Origin of the sequence: Catenuloplanes nepalensis (assembly GCF_030811575.1) — a bacterium.
In the GTDB taxonomy this organism is placed as follows: domain Bacteria; phylum Actinomycetota; class Actinomycetes; order Mycobacteriales; family Micromonosporaceae; genus Catenuloplanes; species Catenuloplanes nepalensis.
In genome coordinates, this window is the sequence record NZ_JAUSRA010000001.1 from 1,552,340 (window position 1) to 1,572,523 (window position 20,184).

At 72.3% G+C, this 20,184-nt stretch carries 18 protein-coding genes; 8 read left to right on the forward strand and 10 right to left on the reverse strand.

The features are described from left to right. Positions 1-265 precede the first annotated feature (265 nt). The 7 genes from J2S43_RS06425 to J2S43_RS06455 all read right to left on the reverse strand — a co-directional run bounded on the left by J2S43_RS06425 (position 266) and on the right by J2S43_RS06455 (position 6,797). Positions 266-1,021 carry an ATP-binding cassette domain-containing protein gene (locus J2S43_RS06425; protein WP_306827663.1) on the reverse strand — a complete coding sequence of 252 codons (756 nt, stop codon included), beginning with the start codon at positions 1,019-1,021 and terminating at the stop codon, positions 266-268. Continuing rightward, entirely contained in the window at positions 1,014-2,369 is a 1,356-nt protein-coding gene (locus J2S43_RS06430; protein ID WP_306827665.1) for an ATP-binding cassette domain-containing protein, read from the reverse strand. Before J2S43_RS06430 ends, J2S43_RS06425 begins: the two co-directional genes overlap by 8 nt. A 103-nt stretch (positions 2,370-2,472) precedes the next feature. Further along, entirely contained in the window at positions 2,473-3,282 is an 810-nt protein-coding gene (locus tag J2S43_RS06435) for an ABC transporter permease (protein ID WP_306827666.1), read from the reverse strand. Further along, positions 3,279-4,232 carry an ABC transporter permease gene (locus J2S43_RS06440; RefSeq protein WP_306827668.1) on the reverse strand — a complete coding sequence of 318 codons (954 nt, stop codon included), beginning with the start codon at positions 4,230-4,232 and terminating at the stop codon, positions 3,279-3,281. Before J2S43_RS06440 ends, J2S43_RS06435 begins: the two co-directional genes overlap by 4 nt. Beyond that, a complete protein-coding gene (locus J2S43_RS06445) occupies positions 4,232-5,722 on the reverse strand; it encodes an ABC transporter substrate-binding protein (protein WP_306827669.1) in 1,491 nt (496 codons plus the stop codon). Before J2S43_RS06445 ends, J2S43_RS06440 begins: the two co-directional genes overlap by 1 nt. A gap of 8 nt (positions 5,723-5,730) precedes the next feature. After that, entirely contained in the window at positions 5,731-6,423 is a 693-nt protein-coding gene (locus J2S43_RS06450) for a DUF1684 domain-containing protein (protein ID WP_306827670.1), read from the reverse strand. A 197-nt stretch (positions 6,424-6,620) separates the two neighbouring features. Next, positions 6,621-6,797, reverse strand: a complete 177-nt coding sequence (locus tag J2S43_RS06455) for a hypothetical protein (protein ID WP_306827671.1) — start codon at positions 6,795-6,797, stop codon at positions 6,621-6,623. 271 nt (positions 6,798-7,068) lie between these two features. On the opposite strand from J2S43_RS06455, the gene J2S43_RS06460 reads away from it, so the two are divergent. From J2S43_RS06460 to J2S43_RS06470, 3 genes are read left to right on the forward strand one after another with little or no spacing between them, the layout of a single operon-like run. Next, positions 7,069-7,608: an RNA polymerase sigma factor gene (locus tag J2S43_RS06460; protein WP_306827672.1), complete on the forward strand. Its 540-nt coding sequence runs from the start codon at positions 7,069-7,071 to the stop codon at positions 7,606-7,608. Then, entirely contained in the window at positions 7,595-9,430 is a 1,836-nt protein-coding gene (locus tag J2S43_RS06465) for an EAL domain-containing protein (RefSeq protein WP_306827673.1), read from the forward strand. The genes J2S43_RS06460 and J2S43_RS06465 overlap by 14 nt, the downstream gene beginning before the upstream one ends. A gap of 3 nt (positions 9,431-9,433) precedes the next feature. After that, entirely contained in the window at positions 9,434-9,949 is a 516-nt protein-coding gene (locus J2S43_RS06470; protein ID WP_306827674.1) for a hypothetical protein, read from the forward strand. 896 nt (positions 9,950-10,845) lie between these two features. Here the strand turns inward: J2S43_RS06470 and J2S43_RS06475 are convergent. Further along, positions 10,846-11,496 (reverse strand): AbfB domain-containing protein, encoded by a 651-nt coding sequence (locus J2S43_RS06475; protein WP_306827675.1) that lies wholly within the window; start codon positions 11,494-11,496, stop codon positions 10,846-10,848. Positions 11,497-11,629: 133 nt separating this feature from the next. On the opposite strand from J2S43_RS06475, the gene J2S43_RS06480 reads away from it, so the two are divergent. The 4 genes from J2S43_RS06480 to katG are packed head-to-tail and all read left to right on the forward strand — an operon-like array spanning position 11,630 to position 16,109. Beyond that, on the forward strand, positions 11,630-12,415 hold the full coding sequence (locus J2S43_RS06480; protein ID WP_306827676.1) for a hypothetical protein: 786 nt from the start codon (positions 11,630-11,632) through the stop codon (positions 12,413-12,415). A 10-nt stretch (positions 12,416-12,425) separates the two neighbouring features. Beyond that, complete coding sequence (locus J2S43_RS06485; RefSeq protein ID WP_306827677.1) at positions 12,426-13,427, forward strand: alpha/beta hydrolase; 1,002 nt, start codon at positions 12,426-12,428, stop codon at positions 13,425-13,427. A gap of 10 nt (positions 13,428-13,437) precedes the next feature. Continuing rightward, complete coding sequence (locus J2S43_RS06490; RefSeq protein WP_306827678.1) at positions 13,438-13,872, forward strand: Fur family transcriptional regulator; 435 nt, start codon at positions 13,438-13,440, stop codon at positions 13,870-13,872. Continuing rightward, positions 13,869-16,109, forward strand: a complete 2,241-nt coding sequence (gene katG, locus J2S43_RS06495; protein ID WP_306827680.1) for a catalase/peroxidase HPI — start codon at positions 13,869-13,871, stop codon at positions 16,107-16,109. The genes J2S43_RS06490 and katG overlap by 4 nt, the downstream gene beginning before the upstream one ends. Positions 16,110-16,161: 52 nt before the next feature. On the opposite strand, the gene J2S43_RS06500 is transcribed toward katG, so the two are convergent. Further along, positions 16,162-18,735, reverse strand: a complete 2,574-nt coding sequence (locus J2S43_RS06500; RefSeq protein ID WP_306827681.1) for a VIT domain-containing protein — start codon at positions 18,733-18,735, stop codon at positions 16,162-16,164. A 59-nt stretch (positions 18,736-18,794) separates the two neighbouring features. Next, positions 18,795-19,403: a MerR family transcriptional regulator gene (locus J2S43_RS06505; protein WP_306827682.1), complete on the reverse strand. Its 609-nt coding sequence runs from the start codon at positions 19,401-19,403 to the stop codon at positions 18,795-18,797. A gap of 133 nt (positions 19,404-19,536) precedes the next feature. Between J2S43_RS06505 and J2S43_RS06510 the strand changes: the two genes are divergently transcribed. Beyond that, a complete protein-coding gene (locus J2S43_RS06510; protein WP_306827684.1) occupies positions 19,537-20,124 on the forward strand; it encodes a TetR family transcriptional regulator in 588 nt (195 codons plus the stop codon). Positions 20,125-20,184 lie beyond the last annotated feature (60 nt).

Below are 20,184 nucleotides of genomic sequence, written 5' to 3' on the forward strand. Positions count from 1 at the left end.
TACGGCTTCGCGGCGATGCGCGGGTTTGGCGGCGAGGATTGGGCTCTCCGTTGCGGAGCACGGGCTTTCGCCGCGAAGGGCGGGCTCGGCTCGACGTCTGCAGGCCGGCGCTGTCGGCGCGCTGCGCGCTGAACAACCCAGCGCAGTCGGCCCGCCGGCGCCGTGGGCAGCAGGGCCGGCGACTTGACGCTGCGGCGGACTCATACCGAGATATCGGGCACAGAGTGCCCGGACCTGTCCGCGGCTACACCGACCAGCACGCCGGTCAGGGCAGCCGCGGCACACTGCCCAGAAGCTTCCGGGTGTACGGATGAGATGGTGCACCGAGCACGGCCGCGGTGTCGCCCTGTTCGACGATACGGCCGCGTTCCAGGACGGCGGTGTGCGCGCAGAGCGTGGCGACCACGCCGAGGTCGTGCGAGACCAGCAGCAGCGTCAGGTCGCGGGTGGCGCGCAGCTCGGCCAGCAGGTCGATGATCTTCACTCGGGTGGTCAGATCGAGCGCGCTGACCGGCTCGTCGGCCAGCAGCACACGCGGGTGGCAGACGATGGCGCGGGCGATCGCGATCCGCTGCCGCTGCCCGCCGGAGAACTCGTGCGGGTAGCGGGTCGCGGCGTCCGCGGGCAGCCCGACCGAGTCCAGCGCCTCCGCGACCCGGCGGTCGCGCTCGGCCCGGCCGGCGGCCACACCCAGCCCGCGCAACGGCTCCGCCACGATCCGGTCGACGCGCTGCCGCGGGTCGAGCGAGGAATACGGATCCTGGAACACGGTCTGCACGCTGCGCCGATATTCACGCAACCGCCCGCGGTGCAACGGCGCCCCGTCGAACCGGATCTCCCCGGCGGTCGGCCGGGCCAGCCCGAGCAGCAACCGCAGCAGCGTGGTCTTCCCGGCCCCGGACTCACCGACCAGCGCGACACTCCGTCCAGCATGGACAGCCAGCGACACGTCGGCCAGCGCCGGAACCCCGGCCCGGTAGGCGAAGCCGACGGAGGCAGCCTCGATGATCGGCTCAGTCATGCGCGTTCCCGTCACTGCTCTTCCGAATCTCGTCACCGGCGGAAGTGAGCGGCCCAGCCCCGGCGCGCCCGGGACCGGCCGCCGGAGTGCCGTTGCTCGCGGCGGATGGTGGCGCGGGATCGGAGCCGGCGGCTGGAGTGCCGTCGCTCGCGGCGGATCGTGGTGTGGGACCGGAACCGGCGGCCGTAGTGCGGTCGCCCGCGCCGGATCGTGGTGCGGGGTCGGAGCCGGCGGCTGGAGTGCCGTCGCTCGTGGCGGATGGTGGTGTGGGGTCGGAGCCGGCCGCCGGAGCGCCGTCGCTCGCGGCGGATCGTGGTGCGGGACCGGAGCCGACGGCCGGGGTGCCGTCTTCGCCGGCGGAGAGCGGTATGGCGGGTGGCGCCGCGAGGTCGAGGGCCGCGTCGAAGCGGCGGGCGCCCGCGACCAGCGTGCGCGTGTACTCGTGCGAGGGCGAGCCGATCACGGACGCGGCCGGGCCGGACTCGACCACCCGGCCGTCGCGCAGTACCAGCAGGTGGTCGGCGATCCGGGCCGCGACCGGCAGGTCGTGCGTGATGAACAGCAGGGCCATGCCCCGGTCGCGGACCAGGCCGTCGAGCAGATCGAGGATCTCGGCCTGGACGGTCACGTCCAGCGCGGTGGTCGGCTCGTCCGCGATCAGTAGCCGCGGCCGGCAGGCCAGCGCCATCGCGATCGCCACCCGCTGCCGCTGCCCGCCGGACAGCTCGTGCGGGAACGACCGGGCCGCGTCCGCGGGCAGCCGCACCTCGTCGAGCGCGGCGGCGACGGCCGCGTCGAGCGCCGCCCCGCGCAGCCTCCGCCAGCGCCGCAACGGTTCCGCGATCTGCTTCCCCACGCGCATCAGCGGATCCAGCGCGGTCAGCGGCTCCTGGAACACCACGGCCGCGACGCCACCCCGGGCCCGGATCCGCTGCCGCTCCGGCGCGACGACCATGTCAACCGCCGCCCCACCGCGTCCCGCGGGATCCTCCGTCGTGCCGCGTGCGGCGATGCCGCCCACCAGGCCGTGTGCGGCTGGGTCGCCCGCTGTGCCGTGTGCGGCAGGATCGCCCGCCAGGCCGTGTTCCACGGAGTCCTGCACCACGCCGCGGGCGGCGGGATCGGCCGCCGTGTCGCGTGCGGAGCCGTCGAGGACTGCGGAGCCGGTCGCGGTCAGGCCGGGCGGGAGCAGGCCGGTGACCGCGAGCGCGGTCAGTGACTTGCCCGAGCCTGACTCGCCGATCAGGCCGATGCGGGCGCCCGGCGCGACGTCGAACGACACGTCGTGGACGAGTTCGCGGGCGCCGTCGCGGATGGTCAGGCCGGCGACCGACAGCAGGGCGGTCATCGTGACCTCCGATCGGTCCGGCCGCGTGAGCGGCCCGGGTTTCGGGCGGCGGCCGGCGACGTCGCGACCTCCGCCAGGGGGCCGGCGGGGAGCGCCGGCGTGGTCATCGGGATCTCCGGCGGGTGGGGTCGGCGAGGTCGCGGAGGCCGTCGGCGGTCAGGTTGATGCCGATGACCAGGGCGACCAGGGCCACGCCGGGCGCGATCGCGGCGGTCGGGGCGGTGAGCACGGTGGCCTGGGCCTCGAAGAGCAGGCGGCCCCAGGACGCGTTCGGCGGTGGGGTGCCGAGGCCGAGGTAGGACAGCGACGCCTCGGCCAGGACCGCGAGCCCGGCCTGGAGCGCGAGGTTGACCAGCACGACCGGCCAGATGTTCGGCAGCACGTGGGTGAGCACGATGCGCGGCCACGACAGGCCGGAGATGCGTGCCGCGGTGATGTAGTCGCGGGACAGCACCTGCTTGACCAGGATGCGGGTGAGCCGCGCGACGATCGCGGCCATGGCCAGGCCGATCGCGAGCACGGCCGCGCCGAGCGACGCGCCGAAGCCGGCCACGATGAGCATGGCGAGCAGCAGCGTGGGGAACGCGATCAGGATGTCGAGCGTGACCGCGACCGCGTCGTCGAGCCAGCGGGACGCGAAGCCGGCCAGGAGTCCGAAGAGGACGCCGAGCGGGCCGCCGACCGTGACCGCGCCGAGCGCGGTGCCGAGCGCGATCCGGCCGCCGATCAGCAGCTGGGTGAACAGGTCGCGGCCGAGCTTGTCGGTGCCGAGCCAGTGGTCGCCGCCGGGCGGGGTCAGGCGTCCGCCGGTGGTGTCGTCCGGGGCGAAGGGCAGCCAGAGGTAGGACAGCAGCACCGCGCCGCCGATCACACCGGCCAGCACGAGGCCGAGAGTCAGATGCAGGCGTCTCACCGGTGGCCTCGCAGCAGTCGCGGGTCGGCGACGCGCTGGGCGATGTCGCCGAGGAAGCCGACGGCCAGTACCGCGAACGTGCTGACCAGCATGACGCCCTGGATGACCGGGTAGTCGCGCTGGGCGATCGCGCGGGTGAGCATGGAGCCGAGGCCGGGCAGCGCGAACACGCTCTCGATCACGACCGCGCCGAGGAACGTGGTGGCCAGCTCGATCGCGAGGACCGCGATGACCGGTGCGGCCGCGTTGCGCAGGCCGTGCCGCCACATCGCGGCGGGCAGTGAGGAGCCGAGCGCGCGGGCGGTGCGCAGGAAGTCGCTGCCGAGCACGTCGAGCGTGGCCGCGCGTACGTAGCGGATCAGGGACGCCGACATGACCAGCGCGATCGTGATCACCGGCAGCACCAGCGCGGTCACGGCCGCGCCGGGGTCGGACCAGCCGGCGGGCGGGAAGCCGCCGGCCGGGAGCGCGCGCAGGTTCAGGGCGAAGACCGTGACGAGCAGCAGACCGAGCCAGAACGCGGGTACGGCGAGCCCGAGCTGCGCGACGCCGTTGAGGATCGGCCCGTCCCACTTCTCCGCGCGGTAGGCGGCGAGGAATCCGACCGGGACCGCGATGAGCACGGCGAGGACGAACCCGGCGAGCGTGAGCGGCACGGTGACCGGCAGCCGGGCGGCGATCTCCGGCCCGACCGGCAGCCGGCTGATCAGCGAGCTGCCCAGGTCGAGCGTGACGACGTCGCCGAGCCAGGAGAGGAACTGCGCGCCGGCCGGCCTGTCTGTGCCGAGCGAGCGCCGGGCGGCCTCGATCTGCGCGTCCGTGGCGCCCACGGACAGCAGCGCGTTGACCGGGTCGCCCGGCAGCAGGCGGAGCAGCGCGAACAGCGCCACGCTGGCGAGCGCGAGGCTTGCCAGCAGTAGCGCTGTCCGGCGGACGAGGTATGCGGTCACTAGCTCTTCACGATGTCGTACACGAAGAACTGGGAGTTGCGGCCGTTGAGCGGGTAGCCCGAGAGCGCGGAGGACGCGACCACGATCTGCGGGTAGAGGTAGAGCCAGTCGCTGGCCGCCTCCTCCGCGATGATCTTGTTGGCCTGCTTGAGCAGGTCGGACTGCGCGGCCTCGGTCTTCGCGGCCTCGGCCTGCTTGACCAGGTCGGTCACGGTCGCGTTCGAGTAGCCCCAGTAGAAGTCGGGGTTGCCGTACCAGACGACGTCGCGGTCGTTGACGTGCTCCTGCATCGTGGCCTGGAAGTCGCGCTCCTGGTAGACCTTCGTGTACCACTCGTCGGACGTGATCGTGTTGATCTCGACGGTGACGCCGATCTTGGCGAGCTCGCTCTTGATGAACGTGGCCGCGGTCGGGTGCGGGTCGTAGTTCGGCGTGTCCAGCGTGAACGTGAAGCCGTTCGGCTGGCCGCCCTCGGCCAGCAGGCGCTTGGCGGCCTCGACGTCGTAGGCGTTGACCGCGGTCAGGTCCTCGTACCAGGGGTCGCCGGGCGGGACCATCGAGCCGATCAGCGCGCCGTACTCGCCCCAGATCGAGTTGAGCAGCTTCGCGTTGTCGATCGCGGCGCTGACCGCCTTGCGCACCTGCACCTTGTCGAACGGCGCGACCCGGTCGTTGAACGCCAGCAGCAGCTTGGTCGTCGACGTACCCTCGTTGATCTTATAAGCGGGGTTGTTCTCGAACTGTGCCAGCGCGTCCGGGGACTGTTCGCTGGTCACGACGTCGATCGCGTTGGTGAGCAGCGCGTTGTTCAGCGCGGTCGCGTCCGTGAAGTAGTGGAAGACCGCGCCCGCGTTCTTCGCCTTCGTGCCCCAGTAGGCGTCGTTGCGGGTCAGCGACAGCGTCGCGCCACGCTTCCACTCGCCGAGCTTGTACGGCCCGGTGCCGTCCGCGGTCGTGGTCAGGTCGCCCGCGGCCGTGTTCACGATCCAGACGTAGGAGAGGTTGTAGACGAACGAGATCGACGGCGCGGACAGCGTCACCGTGACCGTCCTGTCGTCCGGCGTGGCGATCTCCTTGACCACCGCGAGGCTCGACTTCCGCGCGGACTTCGACGTCTCCGCCGTGACCCGCTCGATGCTGGCCTTGACGTCCGCCGAGGTGAGCGCCTTCCCGGAGTGGAACGTGACGCCGTCGGCCAGCGTGAACGTGTAGGTCAGGCCGTCCTCGCTCGCGGTGTGCGCGGTGGCGAGCAGCGGCTCGACCGTACCGGCGTCGGTGAGCTTGAACAGCCCCTCGTAGACGTTGCCGTTGAGCGCCTCGGTGACGCCCTGGCCGCCGCCCGCGGTGTTGTCCAGGTTCTGCGGCTCGTAGACCGAGCCGATGTTGATGGTCGCGCCGGCGCTGTCGACCGGGGTGTCGTCACCGCCGCCACCGCAGGCCGACAGCAGCAGTGCTGAGGCGGCCGCGACGGCTGTCCATGCCCTTTTCACAGAAACTCCTAGTAGATGGTGAAACCGTCGGTGAAGACGGGAAGCTTCTCGCCGGCCTCGACCGGCAGGTGCAGGCGGTTCTGCGGCGGCGGCATGGGGCAGTTGAAGTGGGCGGAGAAGCCGCACGGCGGCACGTACGCGCGGTTGAAGTCCAGCGTGACCGTGGTCGCGCCGGGTGCGCGCGGCACGGACAGGAACCGGCCGGGGGCGTAGACGCCGTCGCCGGTGGTCGCGTCCGCGAAGACCAGCAGCAGCGTGCCGCCGTCGTCGAACGCGCTCAGCGTGTAGTCACGGCCGTCCAGCGTCAGCGCGATGTCGCCGGGGACGGCCAGCTCACGCGTACCCCCGTTGTCCTTGATGTGTTCGAACGGGATCCTCCGGGCGCCCGGCACCTCGGTGTAGGCGGCCTCGAGGACCCACGCCGGGTCGTAGTCGAAGCGGTCGACGTGGTCGAACGCGTTGATGGCGGCGGAGTCAGCGTCCCAGAGGCGCACGCCGCGCTCGGTCTCACCGGTCAGCGGGTCGGTGCGGCGCAGCCGGGTCGCGGTCACGGTGTCGCGCTGCCCCGCCAGGGCCGCGTCCGGATCGTCCGCGCCCCACCGGGTCTCGATCAGCGCGAGGTTGCCCTGCGGTGCCGTCAGCCGCGCGTGCCGCGCCCGCTGCCACTCCAGGAAATCATCCGGCGGTACGACGAGCGCCATGCCTTCCACGCCTCCCAGCTGCTGTTCCTGCCTGCGACCGCTCCTGGCAGTGACGCCGAGAAACCTACAACGTTGGTAGGTTTAATTGACAGTCCGCGCCACGGTTAGTGACGCGGACGACTCGGTCACGGTCAGCAACGCCCGGCGGGCGAGGATCTTCCTGGTCGGCGACGTGATCCAGAACGCAGCGCCGCGGCTCACACGCCCGGCGGCTCCTGCGGCCAGTCCGGGTCCGTGGGCTTCGGCGGCGCCGGCGTCTGCGGGTCGTCGAGCGGCGGGGGCCAGTCGGGGTCGGTCGGCGTCGGCGGCGGCGTGGGTGGCGTGGGCTCCTCGGGATCGGCCGGTGGCGGATCCGTCATGTCCAGTGTGTCCATTGCATCGACGATAGTCATGTTCCGCAAATGGGAACGGTGTGTGCGCACGGCGACTACCAACAGCAATGTATATACACCGGGGAGCGGATTATGCACAGAAAGTAGTTGCACGAGTTTCTCGGCGAAAGCCCAGCTCACGCACGTGATCGCAGATCTTGGCGAAGAAATCGCGCCGAACGGCATCTACATTCCGCGCCCCACAGAGAGTTATATGCGAACGGGGACGACTTTCTTGTGGGGGATCGATGATCGAGATGGGGGAGCGGGCGGCGTGAGCCAGTCGAATCACGCCACCCGATGGGACGAGACCGGGCACCTCGAAGCGCGGTATGACGCGGAGTGCAACGCCCTGATCGAGGAGACCTACGCGCGCGCCGAGGCCGTGCTGCGGCTCGGCGGCGACCACTCCGACCTGGTCCGCGGCGCGCTGCACGAGGCCTACCTGATCGCGCGCCGCAAGTGGGCGCAGATCCGCGAGTTCGAGGCGCCGCTCGGCTGGGTGATCAAGACCGCGCACAACGTGCTGCGTCGCGAGCGGGCCAAGGCCGGCCGGGAGACCGCGCTGCCGGAGGAGATGCCCGGCGCGCCCGCCGCCACCACCGACTCGTGGGAGGCCGAGCAGCTGCGCCGGTTCTGGCTGGCTCAGCTCCCGCCGCGCCAGGCCCAGGTCTTCGAACTCGCCGAGCAGGGCTTCTCCAACCCGGAGATCGGCCGCACGCTCGGGCTCGCGGACAGCAGCGTGCGGTTCTACAAGTCCGACGCGCGCCGCCGCCTCCAGGAACTGGCAGGTGCCGCCGATGCGACTCGATGACGTGCTCCGGCGCGCCGCCGGCCACCGCCCCAGCGCGCTGGAGCAGGCGCGCTTCCGCCGCGTCGCCCGGCAGGTGCTGCTCGACCACCGCCAGGACGCGGCCACACCGGACGCCGACCTGCTCGACCCGCTGGCCGCCCCGCACGACGAGGTCGCCCGGATCACCCACGCGGCCCGCATCGCCGGCCTCGGCCTCATCGCCTGGGACCGGCCCGCCGGGCGCCTGACCTGGTCGGCCGGCATGATCCAGCTGCTCGGCCGCACCCCGTCCGCGCCCCGGCACGCGTCCACCGGCGCGCCCGACGACGTGGTCACCCCGGCCGTGCTGATGTCCTGCATCCACCCGGACGACCTGGTCGCGGTCACCGCCGCGGTCGAGGACGCCTGGGCGCAGACCCGGCCTGCCGAGGTCACGTTCCGGGCCCGCCTCGCCGACGGCACCACCCGGTACCTGCACGCGCTCATCGAGGTCCCGGCCAACGGCATCGTCGCCACCTGCGAGGACGTCACCGGGCCGGAACTGGCCCGGCGCGAACGGGCCCGGCTGGCCACCCGGGAGGCGATGCTCCGCACCGGCCCCGCCGCCGGTCTGCCGACCCGCGAATACCTGATCGACGAGGTGGATCGCGCCCGGCGGGCCGGCGACGGCATGGTCTTCGTGGTCGCGGCCGAACCGGGCACGGCCGGCCTCGGCGACGACGACCGGGACGCGCTCGCCGCCGAGATCGGCCGGCTGCTGACCGGCGCGAACCCGCCGCACGCGACGCACGGACTGGCCGCACCCGGCCTGTTCGGCGTGCTGCTGCGCGGCACCACCACGCCGGCCGAGGCGGAACGGGTCGCGGTCGCGGCCGTCGACCGGGTCCGCAACCACCTCTTCTCCGGCGTGCGGGTCAACGCCTGGGCCGGCGCGGCCTGCTTCGCGCAGGGCACCGACGCGGACGGGTTCGCACTCCTCGCCGACGCCGAGCACGCCGCCGCCGAGGCCCGCCGCACCGGCCACGTCGCCCAGATCGCGGCCACCCCGGCCAGCCGGGCCGCCAGGCTGCGGCGCTGCCGCACCGCCGTGCGCGGCGCGGTCGCCGGTGACCGGTTCACGCTCGCCGCGCAGCCGATCCTCGACCTCGACCTGAACCGCGTCACCCGGCACGAGATCCTGCTCCGGCTCCGCGGCGACACCGGCGACCCGATCGCGCCGTGGGCGTTCCTGGACACCGCGGAGCGCGTCGGCGAGATCCTTCCGGTCGACCGCTGGGTGATCGACCACGCGATCAAGCTGATCGGCCGCGGCGCGCTCGACGAACACTGCCAGATCAACGTGTCCGGCCGGTCGCTGGCCGACCCCGGGCTGCTCGACCACGTCACCCGCGCGCTGACCCGGCACCGGGTGGAGGCCGGGCGGCTCACCTTCGAGATCACCGAGACCGCCGCGATCGAGAACCGCAACGAGGCGCTGGCGTTCGCGACCGGCATCCGGGCCCTCGGCGCGCAGCTGGCCCTGGACGACTTCGGCACCGGGCACGCGTCCCTGCTGCATCTGCGCACCCTCCCGATCGACCTCGTCAAGATCGACGGCCGGTTCGTGACCGGGCTGACCCGCACGCCCGCGGACCGGGCACTGGTCGAACGGCTCACGCTGATCTGCCACGACCTCGGCATCCGGGTCGTCGCCGAGAAGGTGCCGGACGCGGAGACCATCGCGCTGCTGCGCCGCTACGGCGTGGACTTCGCCCAGGGATTCCACATCGGACGGCCGGTGCCGATGACCGACCCGGCCGGCCGGATCGAGCTCGACCTGCGCCCCATCTCGAAGCTGGGCTGAGAAGTGCATCCACTGGCACCCTGGTGGGCGGCGAACGCGGCGCAGCTGGCGGTCGAGCGCCGCCTGCTGCGCGACTACGTCGCCACGCTCACCTTCACGATCGGCTGGTGGCACTGGCTGATGACCACGAAACCGATCCGCCGCGACCGCCTCACCCTGCGCATCGACGCGCACGTCACCACGCTCCGCCAGCTCTGCGCCCCGGCCGTCCCGATCGACGCCCGGCTCGCCGAGTGCGACCACGAGGCCGCCCGTTTCCTCGCCACCGCCGACGCGCCCGCCCACGAACACGAGGACGTCGTCCGCCTCCGCGAACCCCTGCGCCGCGCCCTCGACCTCCTCGACGACATCGAGAACGACATGCTCCGCCAACCCGAGACGGACCAGAATCCTCGGGCGGATCAGAACCCTCGGGCGGATCAGAATCCTCGGGCGGACCAGAACCCCCCGGCAGATCAGAACCCTCGGGCGGATCAGAACCCTCCGGCGGACCAGAATCCTCCGGCGGACCAGAGCTGAAAGGCGGAAATTCATCTTCCCGCTTCCGGCGTGGCCACTCTGGGCATGCTCCCGCGGGCACCGGTCGTCGCTGGCGCTCCTCCCTTCCGGACCCGGCGTGGCCACCACAACCCAGACCGAGATCGGGTTTGCGGTCGGCGCGCGAGGTCGGGCTTGGTTTGGGGGCCATGCCGGGGAACCGGCAGAGAGGAGCGCCAGCGACGACCGGTGCCCAACGCCACCTAGCTTAAGTTGATCATCAACTCCGGCCTGCGCTTTCACAAAGCCCCGCCGACGTTCGCGCGGTGCTCGCCAGCCCACCCGCTGTTGCCCAGCCCTCGGACCCGCCTCTGTTGCCCAGCCTTCGGGCTGCCTCTGTTGCTCAGCCCTCGGACCCGCCTCTGTTGCCCAGGCTTCGGGCTGCCTCTGTTGCTCAGCCTTCGGATCGCCTCTGTTGCTCAGCCCTTCGGATCGGGAGCGCGAGCGATCCAGCCCGGTCGCGGCAGTCGGCGTTTGCTCAGCCCTTCGGATCGGGGGGCGCGAGCGATCCAGTCCGGTCGCGGCAGTCGGCGTTGCGTGCCGGAAATATCGTCACATTCCACCTTCCGGCGCGGACTGCCGGCCCGCGAGACGCCACCGCCGCGGCCTGAGTGATCAATCAGTGGAGCAAAAAGTAGATCAAAAATGGAAGTTGATCGCTCTTTTGCTCCACTGATTGATCACTCAGGTGCCAGGGCCGAGGTCGTCAAGGATTCCCGGCGTCGCCAGGTGATGGCCTGGGTGCTTTATCGGTCTATTTCGGGCTCATGGTGCCGGGGCCCGCATCGGCTGAGTGGCATGGGGCCGGTGCCCACGGGAGCGTGCGGGTAGGGGCGCGCCGGAAGCGGGAGCATCGCCTGTGCGAACGCTGTCGGCGGTTATCCCCTGTGGATGGTGAAGGAGCTGGACTCGGCGAAGTCGTCGGAGTTGTCGGACTCGTCGATCCAGAGCTCAACGTTGCGGTGATGGACGACGTGGTCCGGGTAGTTGACGGAGCGGAGCGTGACCGTGCCGGGCTCGGCGCCCTCCTCGGGGCAGAACGTGGCGTCCTGGCGGAACAGGTCGGAGTCGTCCGAGGTGTCGAAGCGCAGCCGGTAACCGGAGTGCCGCATGAAGCGGTCGCCGTCCTGGAACGAGAAGCACGCCGGGTCCGCGAGGCCCTCGACGACCTCCAGCGCGGGAGCGTTCGCGGTGATCACGGCCAGACCGTCCACGTTGGACATCATGGAGCTCGGCGACGCCAGCGACTCCAGCCGGTGCGGGCCGGTGGCCAGCTCCGCGGGAGCCTCGGAGGCCGGCGCGGCGGACGGGGTCGACGCGACCGGTGCGGCGGGCTGGTTCGCGGCCTCGTTGATGTCGCGCAGCTCGCCCGGCTCGGAGGCGCCGCGCCACACCAGCCAGCCGAGCGCGAACGCCGCGACCATGCCGAGCGCGACGGCGGCGGTGATGCCCGGGTGCACGCGGTTGAACAGGCCGGTTTTCGGTGGGCGGGGGTCGAGCGCGCCCTTGCCGTAGACGTTGCCTGACATACCGCTCCTCGGTTGTCGGAAGAACTCAGCCGCCGGAGGAATTCAGCCGCCGGGTGAACTCCGCTGGAGGCGAAACTGTACAAAGCCCTCGCCAGTGCCGGCCGGGGCGGGTGCGCCGGTAGGGTGATCGCCCGTGGCGGTACGAATCGACATCGAAGCTTTCCGGCAGTCCGTTCCGGCGCTGATCGCGGACGCGGCCGACCGGCTCGTCGAGGACGGCGCGGTCGGCGACCTGGAGTCCTCCGGCGGCGGCGTGCAGGCCGAGGTCGCGGAGGTGCAGACCTGGGTCGGCATCGTCGACGGCGAGATCGCCGGCGACTGTGACTGCGGGTCCGGTGAACGGCTGTGTGCGCACGCGGTCGCGCTCGCGCTCACCGCGGTCCGCGCCGGTTTCCCGCTGCTGGCCTCGGCCACGCCGCCGGGGCCGGACACGGCCGATCCGGAGCAGGCGCGCTACCTGACCGCGCTGCGCAGGCTGACCGGCCGGCAGGTCGCGGCGCTGGTGGTCGACACCGCGGTGCGGGACCGGCTGTTCGCGGCGCGGCTGCTCGGCGAGGCCGGCCTGCTCGACGCGGACGCGGCGGCGGCCGGGCTGGAGGACTTCCGGGCCGCGATCGACGCGGCGTCCGAGGACGACGACGCGTGGGAGGGCGGGGCCCGGCTGGCCGAGGAGGCGGAGATTCTGCTGCAGTACCCGGCGACCACGGCCGCGCTGGAGCTGATGGAGGACGCGCTGCAGGTGTGGGACGAGCTGTCCGTGGAGATCGCGGACGACCCGGTGGAGATCACCGAGGCGCTCGTCGAGGGCCATCGTGAGCTGTGTGACCGTCTCGGGCTGGACGAGTCGGAGGGCATCGCGCGCCTGGACCGGGTGGCGGCGTCCGTCCGGAACGGGACGATCGTGCCGTCCGGCCGGTAGCCTGGGTCCGGTGTTCGAAGCGGATGGCACGGACCTGCTCGGCGTACCCTATGAGCGGTTCGTCCTTGACTGTGGGCGGGACGCGCAGGGTGCGCTGATCGCGACGCTGGTGCGCCGCCGGCCGGACCACGGCGGCGGGCGGCGGGCCGTGCTGATGCTCGGCGGGCTCGCCGACTACTTCTTCCAGACGCACGTGGCCGATCATCTGGCCGCCGGCGGCTGGGGCGTCTACGGCCTCGACGTGCGGCGGTACGGGCGGAGTCTGCTGCCGCACCAGACGCCGAACTTCTGCCGGTCGCTGACGGAGTACTACCCGGAGCTGGACGCGGCCGTCGCGCACCTGACCGCGGACGGCGTGCGCGAGATCGTGCTCTGGGGGCATTCCACCGGCGGGCTGATCGGGTCGCTGTGGGCCGCGGACCGGCCGTCCCCGGCGATCCGCGGACTGTTCCTGAACAGCCCGTTCCTGGACTTCGCGCTGCCGTGGGCGCTGCGCCGGCCTGCCATGGCCGCGGTGTCGGTGGCCGCCCGGTTCGCGCCGCACGCCGTGATGCCGCACCCGACCTCGGACGCGTTCGCGGTGGCCACGCACGCCACGCTGGGCGGCGAGTGGTCCTACGACCTGGCGCTGAAGCCGGCCCGCGGGCACCCGATCCGGCTCGGCTGGCTGGCCGCGATCCGCGACGCGCACCGGCGGGTCCGGCGCGGGCTGGGCCTGCGCATGCCGGTGCTGGTCGGCTCGTCGGACCGCTCGTTCAACTGGGTGTCCGGCCCGCGGGAGGACATCCACCGCACCGACATCGTGCTGGACGTGGCGCACATCCGGCGGTGGGGCGCGGCCCTGGGGGAGCACGTCACGCTCGTCCGCTTTCCGGGCGCCCTGCACGATCTGACGCTGTCCGCGCCGGGTGTCCGGTCCGCGGTGCTGCGCCGGTTCGACGAGTGGGCCGCGTCGCGATTCTCGAGTGACGCACCCGCCGAAAACTTGAATGATTCCAAACTAGTGGCCTAAGGTCATCGGCGTGACGTCCGACCTCGCGGCGCGGCTGCGGGCGGTCTCGTTGCGCGTGACCCGTCCCCGGCTGGCGGTGCTCGCCGCGCTGCAGGACCACCCGCACGTCGACACCGACACCGTGATCTCCCTGGTGCGCGCGGACCAGCCCATGGTCTCCCACCAGGCGATCTACGATGTCCTGCGTGCGCTCACGGACGCCGGCCTGGTCCGGCGCATCCAGCCCGCCGGTGCGACCGCGCGGTACGAGACGCGGGTGGCGGACAACCACCACCACCTCGTGTGCCGTTCCTGCGGCGCGATCGTCGACGTCGAGTGCGTCCACGGTCAGGCCCCCTGTCTCACCGCCTCGGACGACCACGGGTTCGCGGTCGACGAGGCGGAGGTCGTGTTCTGGGGCACGTGCCCTCTTTGTTCTGCATCATCAGTGGAAGGAACCAGATGAGCGACGTTCAGGACCCGAAGGCCGGCGGCTGCCCGGTCGCGCACGACTCGGTGACCGCAACCGGCAGCGAGAGCGAGAACCCGGCGATCGACTCGCCGACCCCGAAGACCGGCGGACGCCCGCGCACCAACCGTGACTGGTGGCCCAACCAGCTCGACCTGTCGGTGCTGCACGCACACTCCTCCAAGGGCAACCCGCTCGGCGAGAACTTCGAGTACGCGAAGGAGTTCGCCAAGCTCGACGTCGAGGCGATCAAGCGCGACATCACCGAGGTGCTCACCACCTCGCAGGACTGGTGGCCGGCCGACTTCGGCCACTACGGCGGCCTGATGATCCGGATGAGCTGGCACGCCGCCGGCACGTACCGCATCCAGGACGGCCGCGGTGGCGCCGGCGACGGCGGGCAGCGGTTCGCGCCGCTGAACAGCTGGCCGGACAACGCCAACCTGGACAAGGCTCGCCGCCTGCTCTGGCCGGTCAAGCAGAAGTACGGCCAGAAGATCTCCTGGGCCGACCTGCTCGTCCTCGGCGGCAACGTGGCGCTGGAGTCGATGGGCTTCGAGACGTTCGGCTTCGGCTTCGGCCGCGTCGACGTGTGGGAGCCGGAGGAGATCTTCTGGGGCCCGGAGGACACCTGGCTCGGCGACGAGCGTTACTCCACCGACGCGCTGCCCGAGGGCGTCGGCGCGGCCGAGATGGGCCTCATCTACGTCAACCCCGAGGGCCCGCGCGGCAGCGCCGACCCGCTGCTCGCCGCGAAGTTCATCCGGGAGACGTTCGCCCGGATGGCGATGAACGACGAGGAGACCGTCGCGCTCATCGCCGGCGGCCACACGTTCGGCAAGACGCACGGCGCCGCGCCCGCGGACGGCCACATCGGCCCGGAGCCGGAGGCCGCGCCGCTGGAGGCGCAGGGCCTCGGCTGGCTGAACACGCACGGCACCGGCAAGGGCGGCGACACCATCACGTCCGGCCTGGAGGTCACCTGGACCGACAAGCCGACGCAGTGGTCCAACCGCTTCTTCGAGATCCTCTTCGGGTACGAGTGGGAGCTGACCACCAGCCCGGCCGGCGCGAAGCAGTACGTCGCCAAGAACGCCGAGGCGATCGTGCCGGACGCGCACGACCCGGCCAGGAAGCACCTGCCGACGATGCTGACGACCGACCTGTCGCTGCGCGTCGACCCGGCCTACGAGAAGATCTCCCGCCGCTTCCTGACTCACCCGGAGGAGTTCCGGCTCGCGTTCGCCAAGGCGTGGTACAAGCTGCTGCACCGGGACATGGGCCCGGTCAGCCGCTTCCTCGGCCCGTGGGTTCCCGAGGCCCAGCTCTGGCAGGACCCGGTGCCGGCCGTGTCCGGCCCGCTGGTGTCGGACGCCGACGTCGCCGGCCTCAAGCAGATCATCCTGGACTCCGGCCTGACCGTGTCCCAGCTGATCTCCACCGCCTGGTCGTCGGCCGCGAGCTTCCGCTCCACCGACAAGCGCGGCGGTGCGAACGGCGCCCGCATCCGCCTGGAGCCGCAGCGCAACTGGGAGGTCAACCAGCCGGCGCAGCTCTCCGAGGTGCTGACGAAGCTGGAGGGCATCCAGGCCGAGTTCAACGCGGCCGGTGGCGCGCAGATCTCGCTCGCCGACCTGATCGTGCTGGCCGGTGGCGCCGCCATCGAGAAGGCCGCGGCCGACGCGAACGTCCAGGTGACCGTGCCGTTCCACCCGGGCCGCACGGACGCCTCGCAGGAGCAGACCGACGTCAACTCGTTCAAGGTCCTGGAGCCGCGCGCCGACGCGTTCCGCCAGTACCTGCGCCCGGGCGAGAAGACCCAGCCGGAGATCCTGCTGGTCGACCGCGCCTACATGCTCGACGTCACCGCGCCGGAGATGACCGCCCTGATCGGCGGCCTGCGCGTGCTCGGCAACAACGTCGGCGGCTCGCAGCACGGCGTGCTCACCTCGCGCCCCGGCGTGCTCACCAACGACTTCTTCACCAACCTGCTCTCCCCGGGCACGCGGTGGAAGGCGTCCGAGACCGACGAGCACGTGTACGAGATCCGCGACCTCGCCACCGACAAGGTCATCTGGACCGCGACCGCGGTCGACCTGATCTTCGGCTCCAACTCGCAGCTGCGGGCGCTGGCCGAGGTCTACGCGAGCGAGGACGCCCGCGAGAAGTTCGTCGAGGACTTCGTCAAGGCCTGGGTCAAGGTCATGGACAACGACCGCTTCGACCTGAAGTGACCTGGTCGTAAGCAGAACGGGCCCGGCTGAGAGGCTGGGCCCGTCTCCGTCTCTACTTCCAGAACGGCTTGCGCCGCTTCGGCTGCGGTCCCTCACCCGCGGTGTCGCCGGTGTCGGCGACGAACGCGTCCAGCAGGCGGAGCGACTCGGACCAGAGGGTGGCCAGGTCGCCGAGGCCGCTCAGGAGCAGGCGCTTCAACTCGGCCAGGGGCCGGACCTCGGACTCGGGCACGCCGGTGAGGACGGCGTGCAGCCGGGTCGCGAGGTCGTCGAGCAGGTCACGGCGCTCCATGATGGACAGCTCGGCGGACTCGCGGAGGCGGGTGACCTCGGTGCGGGCGAAGGCGGCCAGTTCCGCACGAGGCTCGGGCCGCACGTCGCGGGCGGCGGAGACCATCGGCGCCATCGCCGGGCTCGGAGACGCGCTGGGAACCGGGCGGGGGGCCGGCCTCGGGGCGGGACGAGGAGTCGGACTCGGGGTCGCCTTCGGGGCCGGTGCCGATTCTGGAGCCGCCGGGCGCGGGGACGGCGAGACGGGCCCACCGCCACTGGACGCCGGCGGGGGAGCGTAAGCCGGCGGAGCCGACTCCGTGGGCGAGGGTGCGGAAGCCGGCGGTGCGGGCGGGGGAGCGCCGAACGCCGGTGCGTCGCTGAAGGAGGCCGCGCCTCCGGCCCGGAAACCGCCGCCGCCGGTGCGGAAGCCGCCGTCGGCCGCGGTCGCGCGGAATCCGCCGCCGGCGGCCCGGCGCAAACCGGCGGGACGCATGCCGCCGGGATGCACGCCGCCGGGACGTCCGGCACCCAGCGCATCGGGCGTCTCCCAGCCGGACGGCGACTCCACCGGCTGCGTCACCCGGCGGGTCGTGCCGCCCTCGGTGACCACCCGGGTGTCCACGGCCAGCCACGCCGTGAAGCGGCACAGCACCCGGTGCCGCAGCGACGTCGCCACGATCTCCGGTTCGAGGTGGACCTCGCCGATCGTGTAGCGGTCCTCCAGCTCGCGCAGCCGTGCCCGCGCCCACTGCGCGGTCACCGCGGTCTCGTCGCTGCGCCGGACCGGCACCTCGACCGTGAACTCCGCGTCGTCGCGGGTGCGGCCGCGGACGGTCAGCGACGACGGCACGTCGCCGGAGGCCCTTTCGAACAGCACCAGCGGTACGCCCGGGAAGATCGACTCCGGGCGGCGCGCCGGGAAGCCGGACACGGTCACGCCGGTGACCAGCGGGGCGGCGATGCGGCGGTGGATGCGGTCCATGGCCTCGTCGAGGCGGTCCTCGCTCTCGACCAGTTCGCAGCGGCCGGCGCCGGCGGCGGCCAGCCGGCCGAGGAAGCCGGCGTTGACCGCGCGGTCGATGCCGACCGTGTGGACGCGCACGCCGGACGCGAGCGGGCCGGCGTGCGCGAGGATCTGGTCCTCGTTGCCGACCTGCCCGTCCGTGATCAGCACCAGCACGCGGTCCCGGCCTTCCGATGTGGACAACAGCCGCAGCCCGGCCTGCAACGGGGCCAGGATCTCGGTGCCACCGCGGGCCTGCGCACCGGCCACCCATTCGACCGCACGGAACCGGTTGCGGTCGGTCGCCTCGGACAGCCCGTCGCCGAGCGAGGCCGGCCGGTCGATGTGGTTGTCGAAGGTGAGCACGGCGAAACGGTCCGCCGCGGTGAGCGTGTCGACGATCCGGGCGGTGGCCCGTCGCGCGGTCACCATCTTCCAGCCGTGCATGCTCCCGGACCGGTCGAGCAGCAGCACCACGTCCTTCGGCCGGGGCGCGCCGGCAGCCGCGGGAGGCAGAACCACCATCTGGTAGGTGCCCCCGTCGGCGTCGGGCACGAAGACCGCGCCGGAACCGGAGCCGGAGTACGGGAGCCGCAGGATGAAGTCCCGGTCCGCGCGCTCGCCCGGCAGGATCTCGATCCGCCCGCCGTCCTGGGTGACCGCGTGCAGGCTGGAGCGCACCTCGCTCAGCGGCAGCCCGGCCGTGTCGAGGTCGACGCCGATCGACAGGCGCAGCGGGTGCGGGAAGCCGGGCAGCAGCACCGGCGGCGTGATCCGGGACGCGTCCGGGACCGCGTCGGTGTCGCGGACCCGCCCGTCGCCGGCCTGTTCGCCGGGCAGCGGCGTGCCCGGGACGTAGCGTGGCGCCACGACCAGCGGGAACCGGAAGGTGGCCGCGTCGTCCTCCCAGGCGAGCGGGCCGGTCAGTGACAGTGTCACGGTGACGCGCTCGCCGGGCAGGATGTTGCCGACGCGCATGGTGAACACGTCCGGCCGCTCCTCCTCCGCGATGGAGGCGCGCTGCCCGGCCGCGATCGCGGCGTCGTAGGCCTCGCGGGCCGCCCCGCGTTCCCGCAGGTCGGCCTCGATCGTGCGGTCGTCCGCGGTCATGGTCATGCCGGTCACGGCCGCGCGGTCCGGCAGCGGGAAGACGTAGGTCGCCTCCAGCGGCTCGTCGAACGCGTTGACGAACTCGGTGGTGACGACGGTGCGGGCGACGAGTCCGCTGATCCTGGCCCGCACGTCCAGCCGGTCGAGCGGCAGGTTGCCGCGCGGCGTGCTGAGCGTGCCGAGGCCGGCGTCCGGCCGGGGCGCGGCCGGTGCGATCGGGACGACGGGCAGTGCGGTCACGGTTCTCCCCCATCAGTGAGCCATTGTCGGCCGGACCTGTGTGGCCGGCCGGCACGGCGTCAGTCATCGGTCCGGGTGCGCCCGGTCGAAAAAAGCCCGGTCGAAGAAAGCCCGGTCGAAGAAAGCTCAGTGAGCAGGCCACGGGCCCGGAGCAGGTCGATCAGCGGCTGGGCGGCGTCGGCGAGGTCCTCCAGATCGGAGCCTGACGGTCGCACCGGCAGGAGGAGGAAGGCGCCGCCGCCCAGTGCGACGCCCCCCACCTCCCGCACGCCGCCGGTTGCCGGGGGGTCGGACGGCGCGGCCGGCGGGGTGGCCCAGAAACGCGGCCGGGCCGCCGGTTGCGCATCGGTTTTCAGAAGATCCGCGGGTACGCGAGCGAGCGCGGCCAGCTCAGCGTCGGTCGCACCGGCCAGCTCGGCCTGGATGGCGGCGAGTGAGTGGCCGTCGGCCTGGCGGCGCTTGACCGCGACGATCTGCAGCAGGTGCCGCGGCCCGTAGAGCGCGGTGCGGCCGCGCATCGCGGTGGCGCGGTCGACGAGTCCCGTCGTCGCATACCACCGGACGGCGCGGCGGTCGGGCAGCTCGCGGACCCGGCCGTTGGGGGCGCCGGGGTATTCGGCCGCGAGGGCCTCCCGCACGCGCTCCAGCAGCTCCTCCATCGTCCACATGCCCGCCATCTTGACACTGTCATCGTGACAGTGTCAATGGCTGCACTAAACTGCCCGGCATGAGCGAGCTTGCGAGCGAATCACCGGCTCGGCGCCGACCGCGGCGTCGCCGCGGCCGGCCGGGGAGTCCGGCATGAGTGAGCGGCTTTCCAGCCGGGAGGTGTCCCGGCGGGCGGTGCGGCGGCAGATCGAGACGGTCGCGATGGAGCTGTTCCTGGAGTCCGGGTTCGACACGGTCACGATCGACCGGATCGCGACCGAGGCCGGGGTGTCGCAGCGGACCTTCTTCCGCTACTTCCCGACCAAGGAGGACCTGGTCGTCGGCGACCCGATGGAGTTCGGGTCGATCCTGCGCGACCTCCTCGAGGCGCGCCCGGCGGACGAGCCGGCGGCGGAGGCGGTGGAGCACGCGCTGGAGGAGTTCACCGGTCACGTGCACCGGAACCCGGCCGCGCTCGGCATCTCGAAGATCATGTTCACGCTCGGCACGCCGGGCCTGCGTGCCAAGCACATCGAGAAGAACGCGGTGTGGCAGGAGCTGCTGCTGCCGGACGTGCTGCGCCGGCTCGGCGACGCGCCGGACGCGGAGCTGCGCGGCCGCGCGCTGATCGCGTCCGGGCTCGCGGTCTTCGAGACCGTGCTGGCGTTCTGGGCGTCGCACGGTGGCGACGTGCGTGAGCTGCTGCTTCGCGCGTTCGGCGAGCCCTCCAGGAGGCAGTGACTGGCAAATGTGGCAGTAACCGGCATGTTCGGCATAGGCTGTCAGCGAGGAAGCACCTCG